Genomic DNA, 14,183 nt, shown 5'->3' with positions numbered 1-14,183 from the left:
CGGGACTGGATTTATCCCGAAGACTTCTTCCGTTCGTATCTGAATTTGTATCGGTGCGGCTTGCTGCATTTGCCGGGACCTGACCGGCTGAACGGGGGGAAGATCTTGGCGGAACAGGCGCGGCAGGCCGGCGGAGATCCCGTCGGCGGCGTATTCCTCGATGCCGATGCGTTCTGGCGCCTGAAATCCAGCAGCGACCGCGAACAGGTGGCGCTTGCCTGGCTCGATGCGCTGGCACGCCAGAATGCCGGATTGAGGCAGGGTATCGTGGTGCTGGCCTCGGCGGGCCAGGGCAAGTTCGAACCGGCCGCGGTGCACCCGCGGGGCGCGAGGCCGGAAAAGGCGCTGCTCGCCTCGGTGGAGACGGTGCTGCGAAATGACCGGCAGGTGATCCAGACCGTTGGCAGCGGCGAGACCGAAGGCATCGTGATCGCGGTGCCGGTGAGGATCGGCGGCCAGCTGCGGGGCAGCGCTGCGCTGCTGGCGGAACCGACGGACCAGGCCGGGCTGCAGCTCCGGCTCGACCAGCTGCAATGGGGCTCTGCCTGGCTTGAGACGCTGCTGCAGCGCGGCCGCCTCCAGGACGGCAGCGCGCTGGTCACGGTGGTGGAGCTGCTGGCGACCTCGCTGCATCACGAGCGGTTCCAGGAAGCGGCGATCGCCACTGCGACCGAGCTGGCCGGCGCGCTGAACTGCGAACGCGCGGCCATCGCCTTCCTGTCGGGGCGGCACTGCAAGGTGCGGGCGCTGTCGAATTCCGCGAACATCTCCAGGCGGGCCAACATCCTGCGCGCGGTCGAGGCCGCGATGGACGAGGCCGTGGACCAGGAGGCGACCATCGTCCTGCCGGAACCGGACTCGGCGACGCGCCGGGTGGTTCGGGCGCACAGGGCGCTGGCCGATGGCCATGGCATGGCGGCGCTCTGCACGGTGCCGCTGACCGAGGGCAGCCGGGTGATCGGCGCGCTGCTGCTGGAGCGTCCGGCGGAGGCGCCCTTCGACCGCGAGGCGGTGCAGCTGGCCGAACATGCCGCGGCTCTGCTGGGGCCGGTGCTGGACACCAAGCGGCGCGAGGACCGCTGGCTGCCCGCCAAGGCCTGGGACGCCTTCCGCCACACGGCGGAGGCGCTCTTCGGGCCGCGCCATGCGCTGCTGAAGCTCTCGGTGCTGGCGGTGCTCGGCTTCCTGGCCTTCGCCATCTTCGCCAAGGGCACCTACCGGGTCGCCGCCGACGCGGTGCTGGAGGGCACGGTCCAGCGCGCAATCTCGGCGCCGGTGGCGGGCTATGTCTCTGAGAGCCGGTTCCGGGCGGGCGACCGGGTGCAGGCGGGCGATCTTCTGGCGGCGCTCGACATGACCGACCTGCGGCTGGAGAAGCTGCGCTGGCAGACCGAGCGGGCCAAGCAGGAGCGCGAGTATTCCGAGGCCGTGGCGCGCAAGGAACGGGCGCGGGCGCGGATCCTCTCGGCGCAGCTCGACCAGGCGGATGCGCAGATCGCGCTGCTCGATGCCCAGCTGGAGCGCATGCGGCTGACCGCGCCCTTCGACGGGCTGGTGGTCTCGGGCGATCTCAGCCAGGCGCTCGGCGCGCCGGTGGAGCGCGGCGACGTGCTGTTCGAGATCGCGCCGCTCGACAGCTACCGGGTCAGCCTGCGCGCCGACGAGCGCGATGTCGGCGATCTGGCGCCGGGTCAGCCCGGCAAGCTGGCCCTGGCGGCGGCGCCGGGCGATCCGATCGGCATCGAGCTGGCGCGGATCACCCCGGTCTCGGCGGCCGACCAGGGCGCCAATGTCTTCGTAGCCGAGGCGCTGCTGACGCAGCCCGCCGGGACGGCGCTGCGCCCCGGGCTGGAGGGCGTCGCCAAGATCGAGGTGGGCGAACGGCGGCTGATCTGGATCTGGACGCGCCGCGTCGTGCTCTGGGCCCGGCTCTTCGTCTGGTCCTGGACGCCCTAAGCCGATGGCGACCAGCCTGTTCTCCCCGTCCTGGTACCGGGTCGCGCAGCTGAAGCCCCGGCTGAGGAAGCATGTCGAGATCCACCGCCATGACTACCGCGGCCGGATCTGGTACATCCTGCAGGACCATGCCGCCGGGCGGTCGCACCGCCTGTCGCCCGCCGCCTACCGGCTGGTCGGGCTGATGGACGGCCAGCGCTCGGTCGAGCAGCTGTGGCAGCTCGCCAACGAGCAGCTGGCCGAGCGCGCGCCGACCCAGGACGAGGCGATCCGGCTGCTCGGCCAGCTCCATGCCGCCGATGCTATGATCTGCGACGTGCCCCCCGACAGCCGGGAGCTGTTCCGCCGCTTCAAGCGGCAGGAGGAGCAGAAGCTGAAGCAGAAGATCTGGTCGCCGCTGGCCGTGCGGATCCCGGTCTGGGATCCCGACCGCTTCCTGGCCCGCACCTATCCCTTCGTCGCGCCGCTCTTCACCCGCACCGGGATGGCGCTCTGGGCGGCGCTGGTGCTGGCGGGGGTCGTGCTCGCGGTGATGAATTTCGGCGCGATCACCGACAACATCTTCGACCGCGCGCTGACGGTGCAGAACCTGATGGTGCTCTGGCTGGTCTACCCCGCGGTGAAGGCGGTGCACGAGCTGGGCCACGGCTACGCGGTCAAGGCCAACGGCGGCGAGGTGCACGAGATCGGCATCATGCTCCTTGTGCTGATTCCGGTGCCCTATGTCGATGCCTCCGCCGCCTCGGCGCTCAGGGACAAGAAGCAGCGCATGCTGATCGGCGGCATCGGCATCATGGTGGAGCTGGCGCTGGCTTCGGCCGCGCTGCTCTTCTGGCTGAATGCCGAGGCCGGGCCGGCCCATGTCGTGGCCTACAACGTCATGCTGATCGGCGGGGTCTCGACGCTGCTGTTCAACGGCAATCCGCTCTTGCGCTTCGACGGCTACTACGTCTTCGCCGATTTCCTCGAGATCCCCAACCTGGGCAGCCGCGCCAACAGCCACATCTTCTACCTGGCGCAGAAATACCTGTTCGGCTCGAAAGAGGCCGAGCCGGTCACCTCGCTGGCCTCGGAGCGGTTCTGGTTCGTGGCCTACGGCATCGCCGCCTTCCTCTACCGCCTGTCCATCATGTTCGCGATCATCCTCTATATCGGCGGGCGGTTCTTCTTCATCGGCGTGATCCTCGCCTTCTGGGCTGCGACGACCCAGGCGCTGGTGCCGATCTTCAACGGAGTGAAGTTCCTGTCCGACAGCCCCAAGCTGAGAACCAACCGCGGGCGCGCCGTCTGGACCACCGCGGGGATCGTGGCCCTGCTGGCGGCCCTGCTCTTCGCGATGCCCTTTCCGCTGCGCACCATGGCCGATGCCGTCACCTGGCCCTCGGAGCAGAGCCAGATCCGCGCGCAGGCGGACGGCTTCGTCACCGCGATTCCGGTGCGCAACCGCGACAGCGTGGCCGAAGGCGACGTGATCCTGACCGCCGAGGACCCGCTGCTGGCGGCCCGGCGCGACCTGATCGCGGCGCAGATCGTGACGCTGTCCGCGCAGGAGGCCGCGCTGCGGCGGCAGGACCGGGTGCAGGCCGAGCTGGCCGCCGAGGAGCTGGCCGCGGCGCGTGCCCAGCTCGGCGAGATCGAGCGGCGGATGGCCGAACTGACCCTGACCGCGCCGCGCGCAGGCGAGGTGGTGCTGCCCAACCCTTCGGACCTGGAGAGCCGCTTCATGCGCAAGGGCGGGCTGGTGGGCTATGTCGTCGATGCCGAGGACACGCGGCGGATGCGGATGATGATCGGCCAGGACCGGGTGGCGCTGGTGCGCGACCGGACGCGCGGGGTGGAGCTGATGCCCGCGGGCTATGGCACGCATCCCGTCCCGGCGCTGATCGTGCGCGAGACCCCGGGCGGCACCACGACGCTGCCGACGCCCTCGCTCGGCACCGGCGGCGGCGGCGAGATCCCGGTCGATCCGCGCGATCCGGACGGCCGCAAGACGCTGGAACGGTTCTTCGAATTCGAGCTGGCGCTTGACGAGGGCACGGGCAGCCCGTTCCTCGGCCAGCGGGCGCGGGTCAAGATCGACCACGGCTACGAACCGATCGGCTTCCAGGCCTGGCGCTCGCTGCGCCAGCTCTTCCTGCGGCTCTACGGGGTCTGAGATGGATCCGGCGCTGCACCATCCCCGCCCCGGCCCGGTCTTCGGCGCCTATCCCCAGCGGGAGGACGAGCGGCTGCCGATGCTCGACCGGATGCTCGCCGGGCTGGAGGGCGGGATGCGCCGCCTGGGCAACCGCCTGCCGATGGGGCGGCGCGGCTTCCTGCAGGCGGTGGCGCGGCACGAGGCGCGGCTGGGCGCGCTGATGCCGCACGAGTTCCGCGCCGAGGCGTCGGCGATCCGCGGCGAGCTGAACCGGCGCGGGCTCCATGCCGCGGGGATCGCGCAGGCCTTCGCCGCCACGCGGGTCGCGGCCATTCGCACGCTGGGCATGCGCCATTTCGACGTTCAGCTGACCGGCGGGCGCATCCTGCTCTCGGGGCGGATCGCCGAGATGGATACCGGAGAGGGCAAGACCCTGACCGCGACCTTGCCTGCCGTGGCCGCGGCCTTTGCCGGCATCCCGGTCCATGTGGTGACGGTGAACGACTTCCTCGCCGGTCGTGACGCCGGGACGATGGCGCCGCTCTACGAGGCGCTGGGGCTGTCCACCGGGCTGGTGCTGGAGGGGATGGGCGCCGAGGAGCGCCGCGCCGCCTATGGCTGTGACATCTGCTATGTGACCAACAAGCAGCTGGCCTTCGACTATCTCAAGGACCGGCTGATCCTGGAGCGGGAGACCCGCAAGCTGCATCTCGATGTCGAGGGGCTGAAGGACGGCACGCCGCGCACCGGGCGGGCGCTGATGCGCGGGCTGTGCTTCGCCATCGTCGACGAGGCCGACAGCTGCCTGATCGACGAGGCGCGCACGCCCTTGGTGATCTCGAGGCCCGGCGACCTGTCGGGCATGGAGGAGACCTACCGCCAGGCGGTGTCGCTGGCGCGCCGGCTGCAGGCGCCGCGCGATTTCGTCATTTCCGCGCGCGACCGCCGGATCACCGTCACCGACCTGGGCAAGGCGCAGATCCGCTGGCTGTCGGAACGCTGGGGCGGGGTCTGGGCGGCCGAGGTGCACCGCGAGGAGCTGGCGCAGCAGGCGCTGACGGCGCTGCATCTCTACGAGCGCGACAAGCACTACATCCTCCGCGAGGGCACCATCCAGATCGTCGACGAGTATACAGGGCGGATCATGGGCGACCGCAAATGGGAGCGCGGCCTGCACCAGATGATCGAGGTCAAGGAACGCGTCGAGATCACCGGCCGCAACGAGACGCTGGCGCGGATCTCGTACCAGCGCTTCTTCCGCCGCTACCTGAAGGTCTCGGGCATGACCGGCACGGCGCGCGAGCTGTCTGGCGAATTCTGGTCGGTCTACCGGCTGATGGTGACGCGCGTGCCGACCAACCGGCCGTCGCGCCGCCGCGCCGAGCCGCGCCGCCATTTCGCGACCGAGGCGCAGAAATGGCAGGCGATCGCCGCGCGGGTGGCCGACATCCATGCCACCGGGCGTCCGGTTCTGATCGGCACGCGCTCCGTCGCCGCCTCGGAGACGCTGTCGGATATCCTGGCCGAGCGCGGCCTGCGCCACCGCGTGCTGAACGCCCGCCAGGACGAGCACGAGGCCGAGATCGTGGCCGAAGCCGGGCAGCCCGGGCAGATCACGCTGGCCACGAACATGGCCGGGCGCGGCACCGACATCAAGCTGGGGGCGGGCGTGGCCGGGGCGGGCGGGCTCTTCGTGCTGGGGTCCGAGCTGCATGACAGCGCGCGGATCGACCGGCAGCTCTACGGGCGCTGCGGCCGCCAGGGCGATCCGGGCGGCTACGCGATGATGCCGAGCTTCGAGGACGAGATCATCCGCGAGACTTTCGGTCCGCGGACCGCGCGGCTGGCCAGCAGGCTGGCCGGTCCCGGCGGCGAGGTGCCCGGCCTGCTGGCGCGCCCGGTCTTCCGAATCGCCCAGGCCGCGGCGGAGCGGCGCAATTCGCGCCTGCGCCGGAGCCTGCTGAAATACGACGACACGATCGACGATCTGCTCGCCTTTTCCGGGCAGACGGAATGAGGGGATGACGATGCGACCCATGCTCACCGCGGCGCTGCTGGCCGCAACCGGACTGCCCGCGGCGGCGGATGTCTACGGCGACTGCGTGATCGAGCCGGCCATGGTTGTGGAGATCGGCGCGCCGGTCGAGGGCGTGGTCGAGCGGATCGAGGCGCCGCGCGGCGCAGCGGTGCGGAAGGGCGATCCGATCGCCTGGCTGGAAGCGACCATCGAGGAGGCCAACCTGGCGCTGTCCGAGCGGCAGGCCCAGTCCGATGCCGATGTGCGCATCGCCGAGGCGCGGGTGGAGCTGGCGCAGAAGGAGGCGGCGCGCGCGCGCGAACTGGTCAGCCGCAACGTCGGCACGGTCAGCGATCTCGACATCGCGGAGGCCGAGCTGAAGACCGCCAAAATGGAGATGGTCGCCGCGACCGAGGACCGCGAGCTTGCCGCGCTCAGCCGCGACCGGGCGGCGGCCATCCTGGAGATGCGCACCATCAAGTCGCCGATCGACGGCATCATCCTGCGCCGCCTGATCGGGCCGGGGGAATTCGCGCATTCCCAGGCGCAGATTGCCCAGATCGCCGCCATCGATCCGCTTTACGTCGATGTCTTCCTGCCGACCTCGATCTACCGCAGCGTCCGCATCGGCCAGAACGCCACGGTCCTGCCGGCCGAGCCGATCGGCGGCAGCTACGAGGCGGTGATCCAGTCGATCGACCAGGTCTTCGACGCGGCCTCGGACACGTTCAGCATCCGCCTGTCGCTGCCAAACCCGGATCACGCCCTGCCGGCCGGGGTCGATTGCGCGGTCTCTCTCGGCAGCGGCAACTGATTCCGGCCGGGCAGGGCCGAGGCGCTTTTCCCCGCGGAGGCAAGGCTCTAGGATGCCCTGCGCCGACAGGGAGAGCCGCCGCTTGAAACCGACGAAACGCGACATGCGCCAGGGCCGGATCCTTGCCACGCTGGCCGACGAGCCGACCATGCGCGTAAAGGCGCTGGCCTCGGCCCTGGAGGTGACGACCGAGACGATCCGCCGGGACCTGGAGGACCTGGCCGAGCGCGGGCTGATCAGCCGGACCTATGGCGGCGCGATGCTGCGCGCGCCTGCAGAGCCGGTGCTGTCGCAGCGCGAGCGGCAGCTGGTCGCCGAGCGCGAGGCAATCGCGCGGGCGGCGCAGCCCCGGCTGAAGCGGGCCAAGACGCTGATGATCGGCTCGGGCGCGACCACGGCGATCCTGGCCAAGCGCATCGCCTTCGAGATGAACCATCTCACCGTCATTGCCCACAGCTTCGCGGTGGCGACGGCGCTGTCGCAGAATCCGACGATCCGGGTGCTGATGGTGCCGGGCGACTACCATGCGGGCGAGGGCGCGATGCATGGCAGCGCGGCGATCCGCTTCCTGCAGGACTATACTGCCGACTGGACCATTCTCGGCGCCTCCGCGCTGTCGCCGGACGGGCCGAGCGACGCGCTGATCGAGGCTGGCGACGTCTATGCCACCATGCTGCGCCGGAGCGCGCGCAACATGATCGTCGCGGACCACACGAAATTCGACCGCATGGCCTCGGCGCGCTACGCGTCCTGGAGCGAGATCGAGCTGGTGGTCAGCGATGCGGCGCCCGAGGGGCCGCTTGCGCGGGCGCTCGGGCGCGGCGAGGTCGAGATGCTGGTGGCGCCGCTGCGCTAGGCGTTGAGCGACGCTTCGAAGGCGGCTGCGAAGATCGCTGCCTCGTCCTCGGTCAGGCAGAGCGGCGGGCGCACCTTCAGCGTGTTGCCGTAGCGCCCGGCGGCGCCGATCAGCACCCGCCTTTCGCGCATCGCGTCGATCACCCGTACGGTCAGGTCCGGATCGGGACGTCCGCTGTCACCAGCCAGGTCGATGCCGATGAAGAGCCCCGCGCCGCGCACGCCGGAGACCCGTCCGTCCTTCGCCGCGATGTCCTGCAGCCGGTCCAGCAGCAGCGCGCCGATTCGCGCGGCATTCTCCTGCAGCCCGTCCTCCTCGATCGCCTCAAGCACCGCGCGGCCCGCGGCCGCGGCCACCGGGTTGCCGCCGAAGGTGTTGAAATAGCCGGTATCGGCGCAGAAGGCGGCGAGATCCGCGGGCTTTGCGGCGACCGCGGCCATCGGGATGCCGTTGCCCATCGGCTTGCCCATCGTCACCATGTCGGGCGTCAGCCCATGGCGGCCGAAGCCCCAGAAGGACGCGCCGGTCCGGGCGAAGCCGGGCTGCACCTCGTCGGCGATGAAGCTGCCGCCCGCCGCGCGGATGGCCTCCACCGCCGGGGCGAGGAAGCCCGCCGGATCCGCGAAGATGCCGTCGGAGGAGAAGATCGAGTCGACGAGCAGCGCCGCCGGACGGATGCCGCGGGCGGCGAACTCGGCCAGGGCCGCCTCGACGCTGGCGCGGAAGCCGTCGGCGATGTCGTCCCCGTGATGCGCAGCCGAAGGCGGCGGAACGGCGATCACCCAGTCGGGCAGCGACCCGCGTTTCAGCGCCGAGGGCGACACCTCGGTCACCAGCGCCGTGTTGCCATGGTATGCGGTCTCGGTGACGATCACGCCCGTCCCGCCGGTCGCCGCGCGGGCGATGCGGATGGCAAGGTCGTTGGCTTCGCTGCCCGAGCAGGTCATCGCGACGTTGGAAAGCTGGGCGGGCAGGGTGGCCTTCAGCTTCTCCAGGTAGTCGTCCACCACCTCCACGACATAGCGGGTGTGGATGTTCAGCCGCGCGATCTGGTCCGACACGGCGGCAACTACCTTAGGATGGCAATGCCCGACCGACGGCACGTTGTTGTAGAAATCCAGGTAGCGCGTGCCGCCCTTCGCGGTCATCCACGCGCCCTTCGCCTCGACCATCTCGATCGGGCGGCGGTAGAACAGGACCGAGGCCGCGCCGAGATTGGCCAGCCGCCGGTCGACGGCCGCTTCGGCGCTGTCCCCGGGACGGAAGGCATTCATGTCGAGGATCTGGCGAACTTCGGCCGTTTCGCTGCTCATGCCTCCGCCTCCAGGTAACCGCGGGCGATCTCCAGCGTGCCCTCGGTATAGGCGGCGTGGCCCGCCTCGGCTGCGGTCTCCGTCTCGGAATGGCTGGCGATCCAGGCGGTCAGCAGCAGCCGGCGGAACATGACGAAATCGGGGATCATGGCCTCGTGCTCCGGGCCCAGCGGCCGGACCGAGCGGTAGCCTTCCAGCCAGGCGGCCTGCAGTTCCGGCACGATCGGGTTCAGCTCGTGGAAGGAGATCGCCGCGGCGAAATCGTAGATGAACCAGGAGAAGCCGCAATCGTCGAAATCGATCACCCCGAGCCCGTCGTCGCGCGCAAGCAGGTTCGCCAGCCGCAGGTCGGCATGGACCAGCCCGAAGCGGTCGGCGCCCTTGCCGTAGGCGGCGAGCCGCGCCTCCAGCTTGTTGCAGACCTGTTCCAGCAGTGCCTGCCCGTCGGGCTCCAGGCCGAGCGCCGCGCGCCAGTCGCCCCAGAGCGGTTCCGACCCGAAGGCGCTGCCGAAATCCCAGGTCTTGCGGATGAAGCCCTCGGGCGGCGTCCAGCTTTCGACGTGGCCGTGCAGCCGCGCCGAGATCGCGCCGAGCAGGCGGAAGCCCGGAACCAGGCCGGCATCGGCGTCGGGCTCCTTGCCCTCCATGAACTCGAAGCCGACCACGTGGCGGGTGTCGACGCCGTCGCGGAAGCTCGCCAGATGGCCGCCGGAGGCGAGGGGAACCAGCGCCGGGGTCTCCACCGCGCCGGAAAGCCGCAGGGCCTCGATCCAGGCGAGCTCGGACTCGATTTCCGCCGCCGTGTGGTAGTCCGGCCTGTGAATCCGCAGAATCACTGGATTGGCGCGGGCCGGGTCGCGGGCGATGAACGTCGCATTCTCCGACACGGTGAGCAGCGAGACGGACGTATCCTTGCCGAGATTCCATTCGGGAAGAAGGCTTTCTAGCCCGGATGATAGGCGGTCTATGAACGCGTCCTGGTACAGCACGGCGGCAGATCTCCGTTCTTGGTGCTTGCCTCTCCATCGCTAGAGATAGAATCTGGAAGTTGCAACATTTTGTCTTGCTAGAACCACATTAATTTGGAAGCCTGCAGCCAGGGCGTGCCAAAAGCGCCAGGTTGCAGGCATCCGCTCAGCGGGCCAGCATCCGCCAAGACAAAGCCGCAGCTCCGCCTGCGGGTCCGACAGAGATGGAGACCCAGATGACGATTTCCCGACGGTCCTTCACCGCGGGGCTGGCTGCCCTCGGCGCTGCCCCCCTGATGCATCCCGGTGCCGCCCGCGCCGCCCGCACCGACGAACTGAACATCCTGTGCTGGGAAGGCTACAACACCGATGACGTGCTGGGCCCGTTCCGCGACCTGAACCCGGGCGCCACCGTGCGCGCGGAATCCGGCACCTCCGACCCGGACATGATCAACAAGCTGCGCGCCGGCGAGGTCAATGTCTGGGACCTGATCAACCTCAACCAGCCCTGGGCGCGCGGCCAGCTCTATCCGTCCGGCCTGATCAAGCCGCTCGACAAGGAGCGGTTCATGCCGTTCTTCGAGAAAATGACCCCGGAATACGGCAGCCCGCCCTATCCGCTGGCCTTCGCGGAGGACGGCGAGCTGATCGGCATGCCGCAGCGCTACGGGCCGTTTTCCTTCGTCGTGAACACCGACAAGATCAGCCGCGCGACGGCGGAGGAGCAGGGCTGGAAGCTGTTCCTCGACCCGGCGATGGCGGGACGCTACGGCATCCTGACCTATGACAACTGGAACCTGATCCACATGTGCCTGACGGCGGATCTGAACCCGTTCAAGCCGCTCGACGATGCAGGCTTCGAGGCCTTCACCGATGTCGCGGCGAAAATCTTCGCAGGCTCCAAGCTGATGAGCGACGACCTGGTGGCGATGAACACCGCGCTGATCAACGGCGAGATCGACGCCTATTTCACCGGTGGCACCTATACCGCCTCGCCCGCGCGTCTCGACGGCCTGACCAACATCCGCGGCATCACCCCGGCCTCCGGTCCGATCGACGGCAAGGGCGGCGTGGTCTGGGCCGAGCTGACCTCGCTGGTGAACAACCCCGATCCGTCGCCGCTGGCCTCGGATTTCCTGGAATTCGTCCAGCAGCCCGAGATCTGCAAGGCCGTGGGCTTTGCCGAGGGCACCTACAACCCGGTTGCGCAGATGGGCGATCCGGAGGTCTTCGCGCAATGGGACGAGGACGAGCTCGACGCGATCCAGTGGGACACGCTGGAGGAGGAATCCGCCAATTCGGTCGAATACGATTCCGTCGCCGATTACGACAAGCTGATGGAAATCTACACCGCCGCGCGCCGCGGCTGACCTGTTCCGGGCCGCCCGCGCGGGCGGCCCCCTTGCAAAGTGCCGCCATGTCCGACGCATCCCCGATCCTGCGCATCTCCGCGCTGACCAAGACCTTCGACGATTTCACCGCGCTTCACGGCGTCGACCTCGATGTCGCCGAGGGCGAGTTCCTGGCGATCGTCGGCCCTTCCGGCTCCGGCAAGACGACGCTGATCCGGCTGCTCGTCGGCATGGACGACCCCACCGACGGGGCAATCTGGCTGCGCGACCAACGCATCGACGTGATCCCCGCCAACAAGCGGCCGACCTGCATGGTGTTCCAGTCGCTGGCGCTCTTCCCGCACCGCACGGTCGGGCAGAACATCGAATTCCCGCTGAAGCTGCGCGGCGTGAAGCCTGCGGTGCGCAAGGAGCGCGCCCTGGAGCTGCTGGACCTGCTGCGCCTGCCGCGGGACTACTATTCCAAGCGCATCCAGCAATGTTCCGGCGGCGAGAAGCAGCGCGTGGCGCTGGCGCGCGCGCTGGCCTTTGACCCCGAGATCCTGTTCTTCGACGAGCCCTTGTCGGCGCTCGACTACCGGCTGAGGAAGACGCTGGAGAAGGAACTGAAGGACCTGCACCGCCGCACCGGCAAGACCTTCATCTACATCACCCACAGCCTCGAAGAGGCGATGGTCATGTCCGACCGCATCGCCATCATGCGCGCCGGACGCTTCGAGCAGATCGCGCCCGCGGAAGAAATCTACGCCCGCCCGGTCTCGCCCTTCGTCGCCGAGTTCATGGGGGAGGTGAACTTCCTCTCCCTGTCGGCGGGCACGGTCGCGGGGGCAGAGCTGTCCCCGGCCGCGCAGGCGGCGCTTGCCGGGCAGAGCGGCACGCTGGTCATCCGGCCGGAGAGCCTGCGCCTGGCGCCGCAATCCGCCGACCTGATCCTCAGCGGCACGGTGGCGGCGGAATACCTGCTGGGATCGCGGGTGCAGTACCGCATCGACAGCCCGGCCGGGGAGCTGACCGTCGAGGTGCTGCGCGAGGATGCGGTGGCGGGCGTGGGCGCGCCGGTCAGCCTCGGCTGCGATATCTCCGCCGTGCACGCAATCGCGGAGGCCGAAGATGCGGCAGCGTGAGCGGCAGCTGGGGCTTCTCTATGCGCTTCCCCTGTCGGTCTTCCTCGGCCTGACCTTCCTCGCGCCGATCGTCCTTGTCGCGGGCTTCTCCACGATGCCCGAGAAGGTCTTCGAACTGACCCATATGCCGGATTTCTCCGCCTACCGGACGGTGCTGGCGCAGGGCTACTGGAAATCCGTCGCCTGGTCGCTGGTCCTTGCGGCGCTCGCGACCCTGATCCTCCTGGTGATCTGCTGGCCGCTCGCCTACGCGATGGCCAAGGTCTTCAAGCGCTTCACGCTTGTGCTGACCATCGGCGTGGTGATGACGCTGTTCGTGTCGGAGAATATCCGCCTCTTCGGCTGGGTGCTGACGCTGATGAAGGGCGGGCTGATCGAGGGCTATGTCCGCAGCTGGACCGGCTTCGGCTTCGATGCGCCCCTCTACAACGTGCCGGTGATCGTCTTCGGGCTGGTCTATGTCTATCTGCCCTTCATGCTCTTCCCGCTGGCGCAGGGCATCTCCATGGTGCCGGACGACGCGCGGCAGGCGGCTTTCGACCTCGGCGCGACGCGCTGGCAGATCCTGAAGGAGATCGAGCTGCCGCTGGCGATGCCCGGCATCCTCGTGGGCTCGCTCCTGACCTTTGTCCTTGCCGCCGGCGCCATGGCGGAGTCGAAGCTCCTGGGTGGCCGCGCGGTCATCACCATTGCCGACGAGGTCCAGACCGCCTTCACCTATGGCCAGAACTGGCCCCTGGGCTCGGCGCTCGCCATGGTGCTGATCGCGATCATCGGCACGCTGGCGATCTGGGCTATCTCCAAGGCCGATCTCGACGCGATGATGGGGCGCAAATCATGAAGACCTCGCGCCTCGCCTCCGCTGCTCTGCTCGCCTACGGCATCCTCATTCTCGCCTTCCTCTACCTGCCGCTGGTTTCGGTCGGGCTCGCCTCGGTCTCGAAGGCCCGCTATCTCAGCTTCCCGATCCGCAAGTACAACACGGATTGGTACGGCGAGGCGCTGGCCTCGGACACGGTGCAGAACCTCCTGTGGATCTCGCTGAAGGTTGCCGGGATCGTCACCGTGTCGTCGATGGTCGTCGGTTTCCTCGGCGCTCTGGCCTTCGCGCGCTATTCCTGGCGCTTCCGCAAGCCGTTCCAGAAGCTGATCCTGCTGCCGATCTTCTTCCCGCAGACCGTCCTCGGTCTCGCCCTGCTGATGTGGATCAACGCGCTCGGGATCGTGCCGTCCTGGAAAACCGCCATCATAGCGCATCTGGTCTGGATTGCGCCGATCGCGACGCTGATCGTCTCGATCCGCGCCTTCAGCTTCGACCCGGCGCTGGAGGAAGCCGCGCGCGACATGGGGGCGACGCAATGGCAGGTGCTGCGCGAAGTCACCATTCCGCTCTTGATGCCGGGCGTGGTTTCTGCCGGGCTCTTCGCCTTCCTGCTGAGCTGGGGCAACTTCCCGCTCTCGCTCTTCACCACCGGGGCGGACAGCACTTTGCCGGAATGGCTCTTCGCCAAGATGATCTCGGGCTATTCGCCGCTGGTGCCGACCGTCGGCATGCTGACCGTGGCGGGTTCCGCCGCGCTGGTGGCACTGGGGCTGATCCTCGCCTGGGCGCTGAAGCGCCTGCGGCCAACGACCTAAACGACAGG

General features: G+C 69.0%; 11 protein-coding genes. 9 read left to right on the top strand and 2 right to left on the bottom strand.

Annotated elements, in window-relative coordinates; translation table 11 throughout:
• Positions 1 to 105: 105 nt before the first annotated feature.
• The 5 genes from HCC78_RS04440 to HCC78_RS04420 all read left to right on the top strand — a co-directional run bounded on the left by HCC78_RS04440 (position 106) and on the right by HCC78_RS04420 (position 7,780).
• Entirely contained in the window at positions 106 to 1,956 is a 1,851-nt protein-coding gene (locus HCC78_RS04440) for an HlyD family efflux transporter periplasmic adaptor subunit (RefSeq protein WP_172327530.1), read from the top strand.
• Between the two features lie 4 nt (positions 1,957 to 1,960).
• On the top strand, positions 1,961 to 4,111 hold the full coding sequence (locus HCC78_RS04435) for a peptidase M50 (protein WP_172327529.1): 2,151 nt from the start codon (positions 1,961 to 1,963) through the stop codon (positions 4,109 to 4,111).
• 1 nt (position 4,112) lies between these two features.
• Positions 4,113 to 6,110, top strand: coding sequence for a prepilin peptidase (locus HCC78_RS04430; RefSeq protein ID WP_172327528.1), 1,998 nt, complete (start codon positions 4,113 to 4,115; stop codon positions 6,108 to 6,110).
• 4 nt (positions 6,111 to 6,114) lie between these two features.
• A complete protein-coding gene (locus HCC78_RS04425; protein ID WP_172327527.1) occupies positions 6,115 to 6,924 on the top strand; it encodes an efflux RND transporter periplasmic adaptor subunit in 810 nt (269 codons plus the stop codon).
• 82 nt (positions 6,925 to 7,006) lie between these two features.
• Entirely contained in the window at positions 7,007 to 7,780 is a 774-nt protein-coding gene (locus tag HCC78_RS04420; RefSeq protein ID WP_253949025.1) for a DeoR/GlpR family DNA-binding transcription regulator, read from the top strand.
• Here HCC78_RS04420 and HCC78_RS04415 read toward each other — a convergent pair.
• Together HCC78_RS04415 and HCC78_RS04410 are read right to left on the bottom strand one after the other, a co-directional pair.
• A complete protein-coding gene (locus tag HCC78_RS04415; RefSeq protein ID WP_172327525.1) occupies positions 7,777 to 9,093 on the bottom strand; it encodes an aspartate aminotransferase family protein in 1,317 nt (438 codons plus the stop codon). The two genes, HCC78_RS04420 and HCC78_RS04415, sit on opposite strands and share 4 nt — an antisense overlap.
• Positions 9,090 to 10,082: a phosphotransferase enzyme family protein gene (locus tag HCC78_RS04410; protein ID WP_371743774.1), complete on the bottom strand. Its 993-nt coding sequence runs from the start codon at positions 10,080 to 10,082 to the stop codon at positions 9,090 to 9,092. The genes HCC78_RS04415 and HCC78_RS04410 overlap by 4 nt, the downstream gene beginning before the upstream one ends.
• Before the next feature lie 215 nt (positions 10,083 to 10,297).
• Here HCC78_RS04410 and HCC78_RS04405 point away from each other — a divergent pair, with 215 nt between their 5' ends.
• The 4 genes from HCC78_RS04405 to HCC78_RS04390 are packed head-to-tail and all read left to right on the top strand — an operon-like array spanning position 10,298 to position 14,175.
• Positions 10,298 to 11,431 carry a PotD/PotF family extracellular solute-binding protein gene (locus HCC78_RS04405; RefSeq protein WP_172327524.1) on the top strand — a complete coding sequence of 378 codons (1,134 nt, stop codon included), beginning with the start codon at positions 10,298 to 10,300 and terminating at the stop codon, positions 11,429 to 11,431.
• A gap of 47 nt (positions 11,432 to 11,478) precedes the next feature.
• A complete protein-coding gene (locus tag HCC78_RS04400; RefSeq protein ID WP_172327523.1) occupies positions 11,479 to 12,537 on the top strand; it encodes an ABC transporter ATP-binding protein in 1,059 nt (352 codons plus the stop codon).
• The gene (locus HCC78_RS04395; protein WP_172327522.1) at positions 12,524 to 13,378 is read left to right on the top strand and encodes an ABC transporter permease; all 855 of its coding nucleotides are present in this window, start codon (positions 12,524 to 12,526) and stop codon (positions 13,376 to 13,378) included. Before HCC78_RS04400 ends, HCC78_RS04395 begins: the two co-directional genes overlap by 14 nt.
• Positions 13,375 to 14,175, top strand: a complete 801-nt coding sequence (locus HCC78_RS04390; RefSeq protein WP_172327521.1) for an ABC transporter permease — start codon at positions 13,375 to 13,377, stop codon at positions 14,173 to 14,175. The genes HCC78_RS04395 and HCC78_RS04390 overlap by 4 nt, the downstream gene beginning before the upstream one ends.
• Positions 14,176 to 14,183 lie beyond the last annotated feature (8 nt).

It is taken from the genome of Mangrovicoccus sp. HB161399, from assembly GCF_013184745.1.
Lineage (GTDB): Bacteria > Pseudomonadota > Alphaproteobacteria > Rhodobacterales > Rhodobacteraceae > Mangrovicoccus.
Note: the sequence above shows the minus strand (reverse complement) of the source record. Positions and strands in the feature narration are given on the sequence as shown.

Excerpts from the sequence above, each read along its gene's own strand:
- HCC78_RS04435 (WP_172327529.1), top strand. The coding sequence starts at position 1,961 with ATGGCGACCAGCCTGTTCTCCCCGTCCTGGTACCGGGTCGCGCAGCTG.
- HCC78_RS04430 (WP_172327528.1), top strand. The coding sequence starts at position 4,113 with ATGGATCCGGCGCTGCACCATCCCCGCCCCGGCCCGGTCTTCGGCGCC.
- HCC78_RS04425 (WP_172327527.1), top strand. The coding sequence starts at position 6,115 with ATGACGATGCGACCCATGCTCACCGCGGCGCTGCTGGCCGCAACCGGA.
- HCC78_RS04415 (WP_172327525.1), bottom strand. The coding sequence starts at position 9,093 with ATGAGCAGCGAAACGGCCGAAGTTCGCCAGATCCTCGACATGAATGCC.
- HCC78_RS04405 (WP_172327524.1), top strand. The coding sequence starts at position 10,298 with ATGACGATTTCCCGACGGTCCTTCACCGCGGGGCTGGCTGCCCTCGGC.
- HCC78_RS04400 (WP_172327523.1), top strand. The coding sequence starts at position 11,479 with ATGTCCGACGCATCCCCGATCCTGCGCATCTCCGCGCTGACCAAGACC.
- HCC78_RS04395 (WP_172327522.1), top strand. The coding sequence starts at position 12,524 with ATGCGGCAGCGTGAGCGGCAGCTGGGGCTTCTCTATGCGCTTCCCCTG.
- HCC78_RS04390 (WP_172327521.1), top strand. The coding sequence starts at position 13,375 with ATGAAGACCTCGCGCCTCGCCTCCGCTGCTCTGCTCGCCTACGGCATC.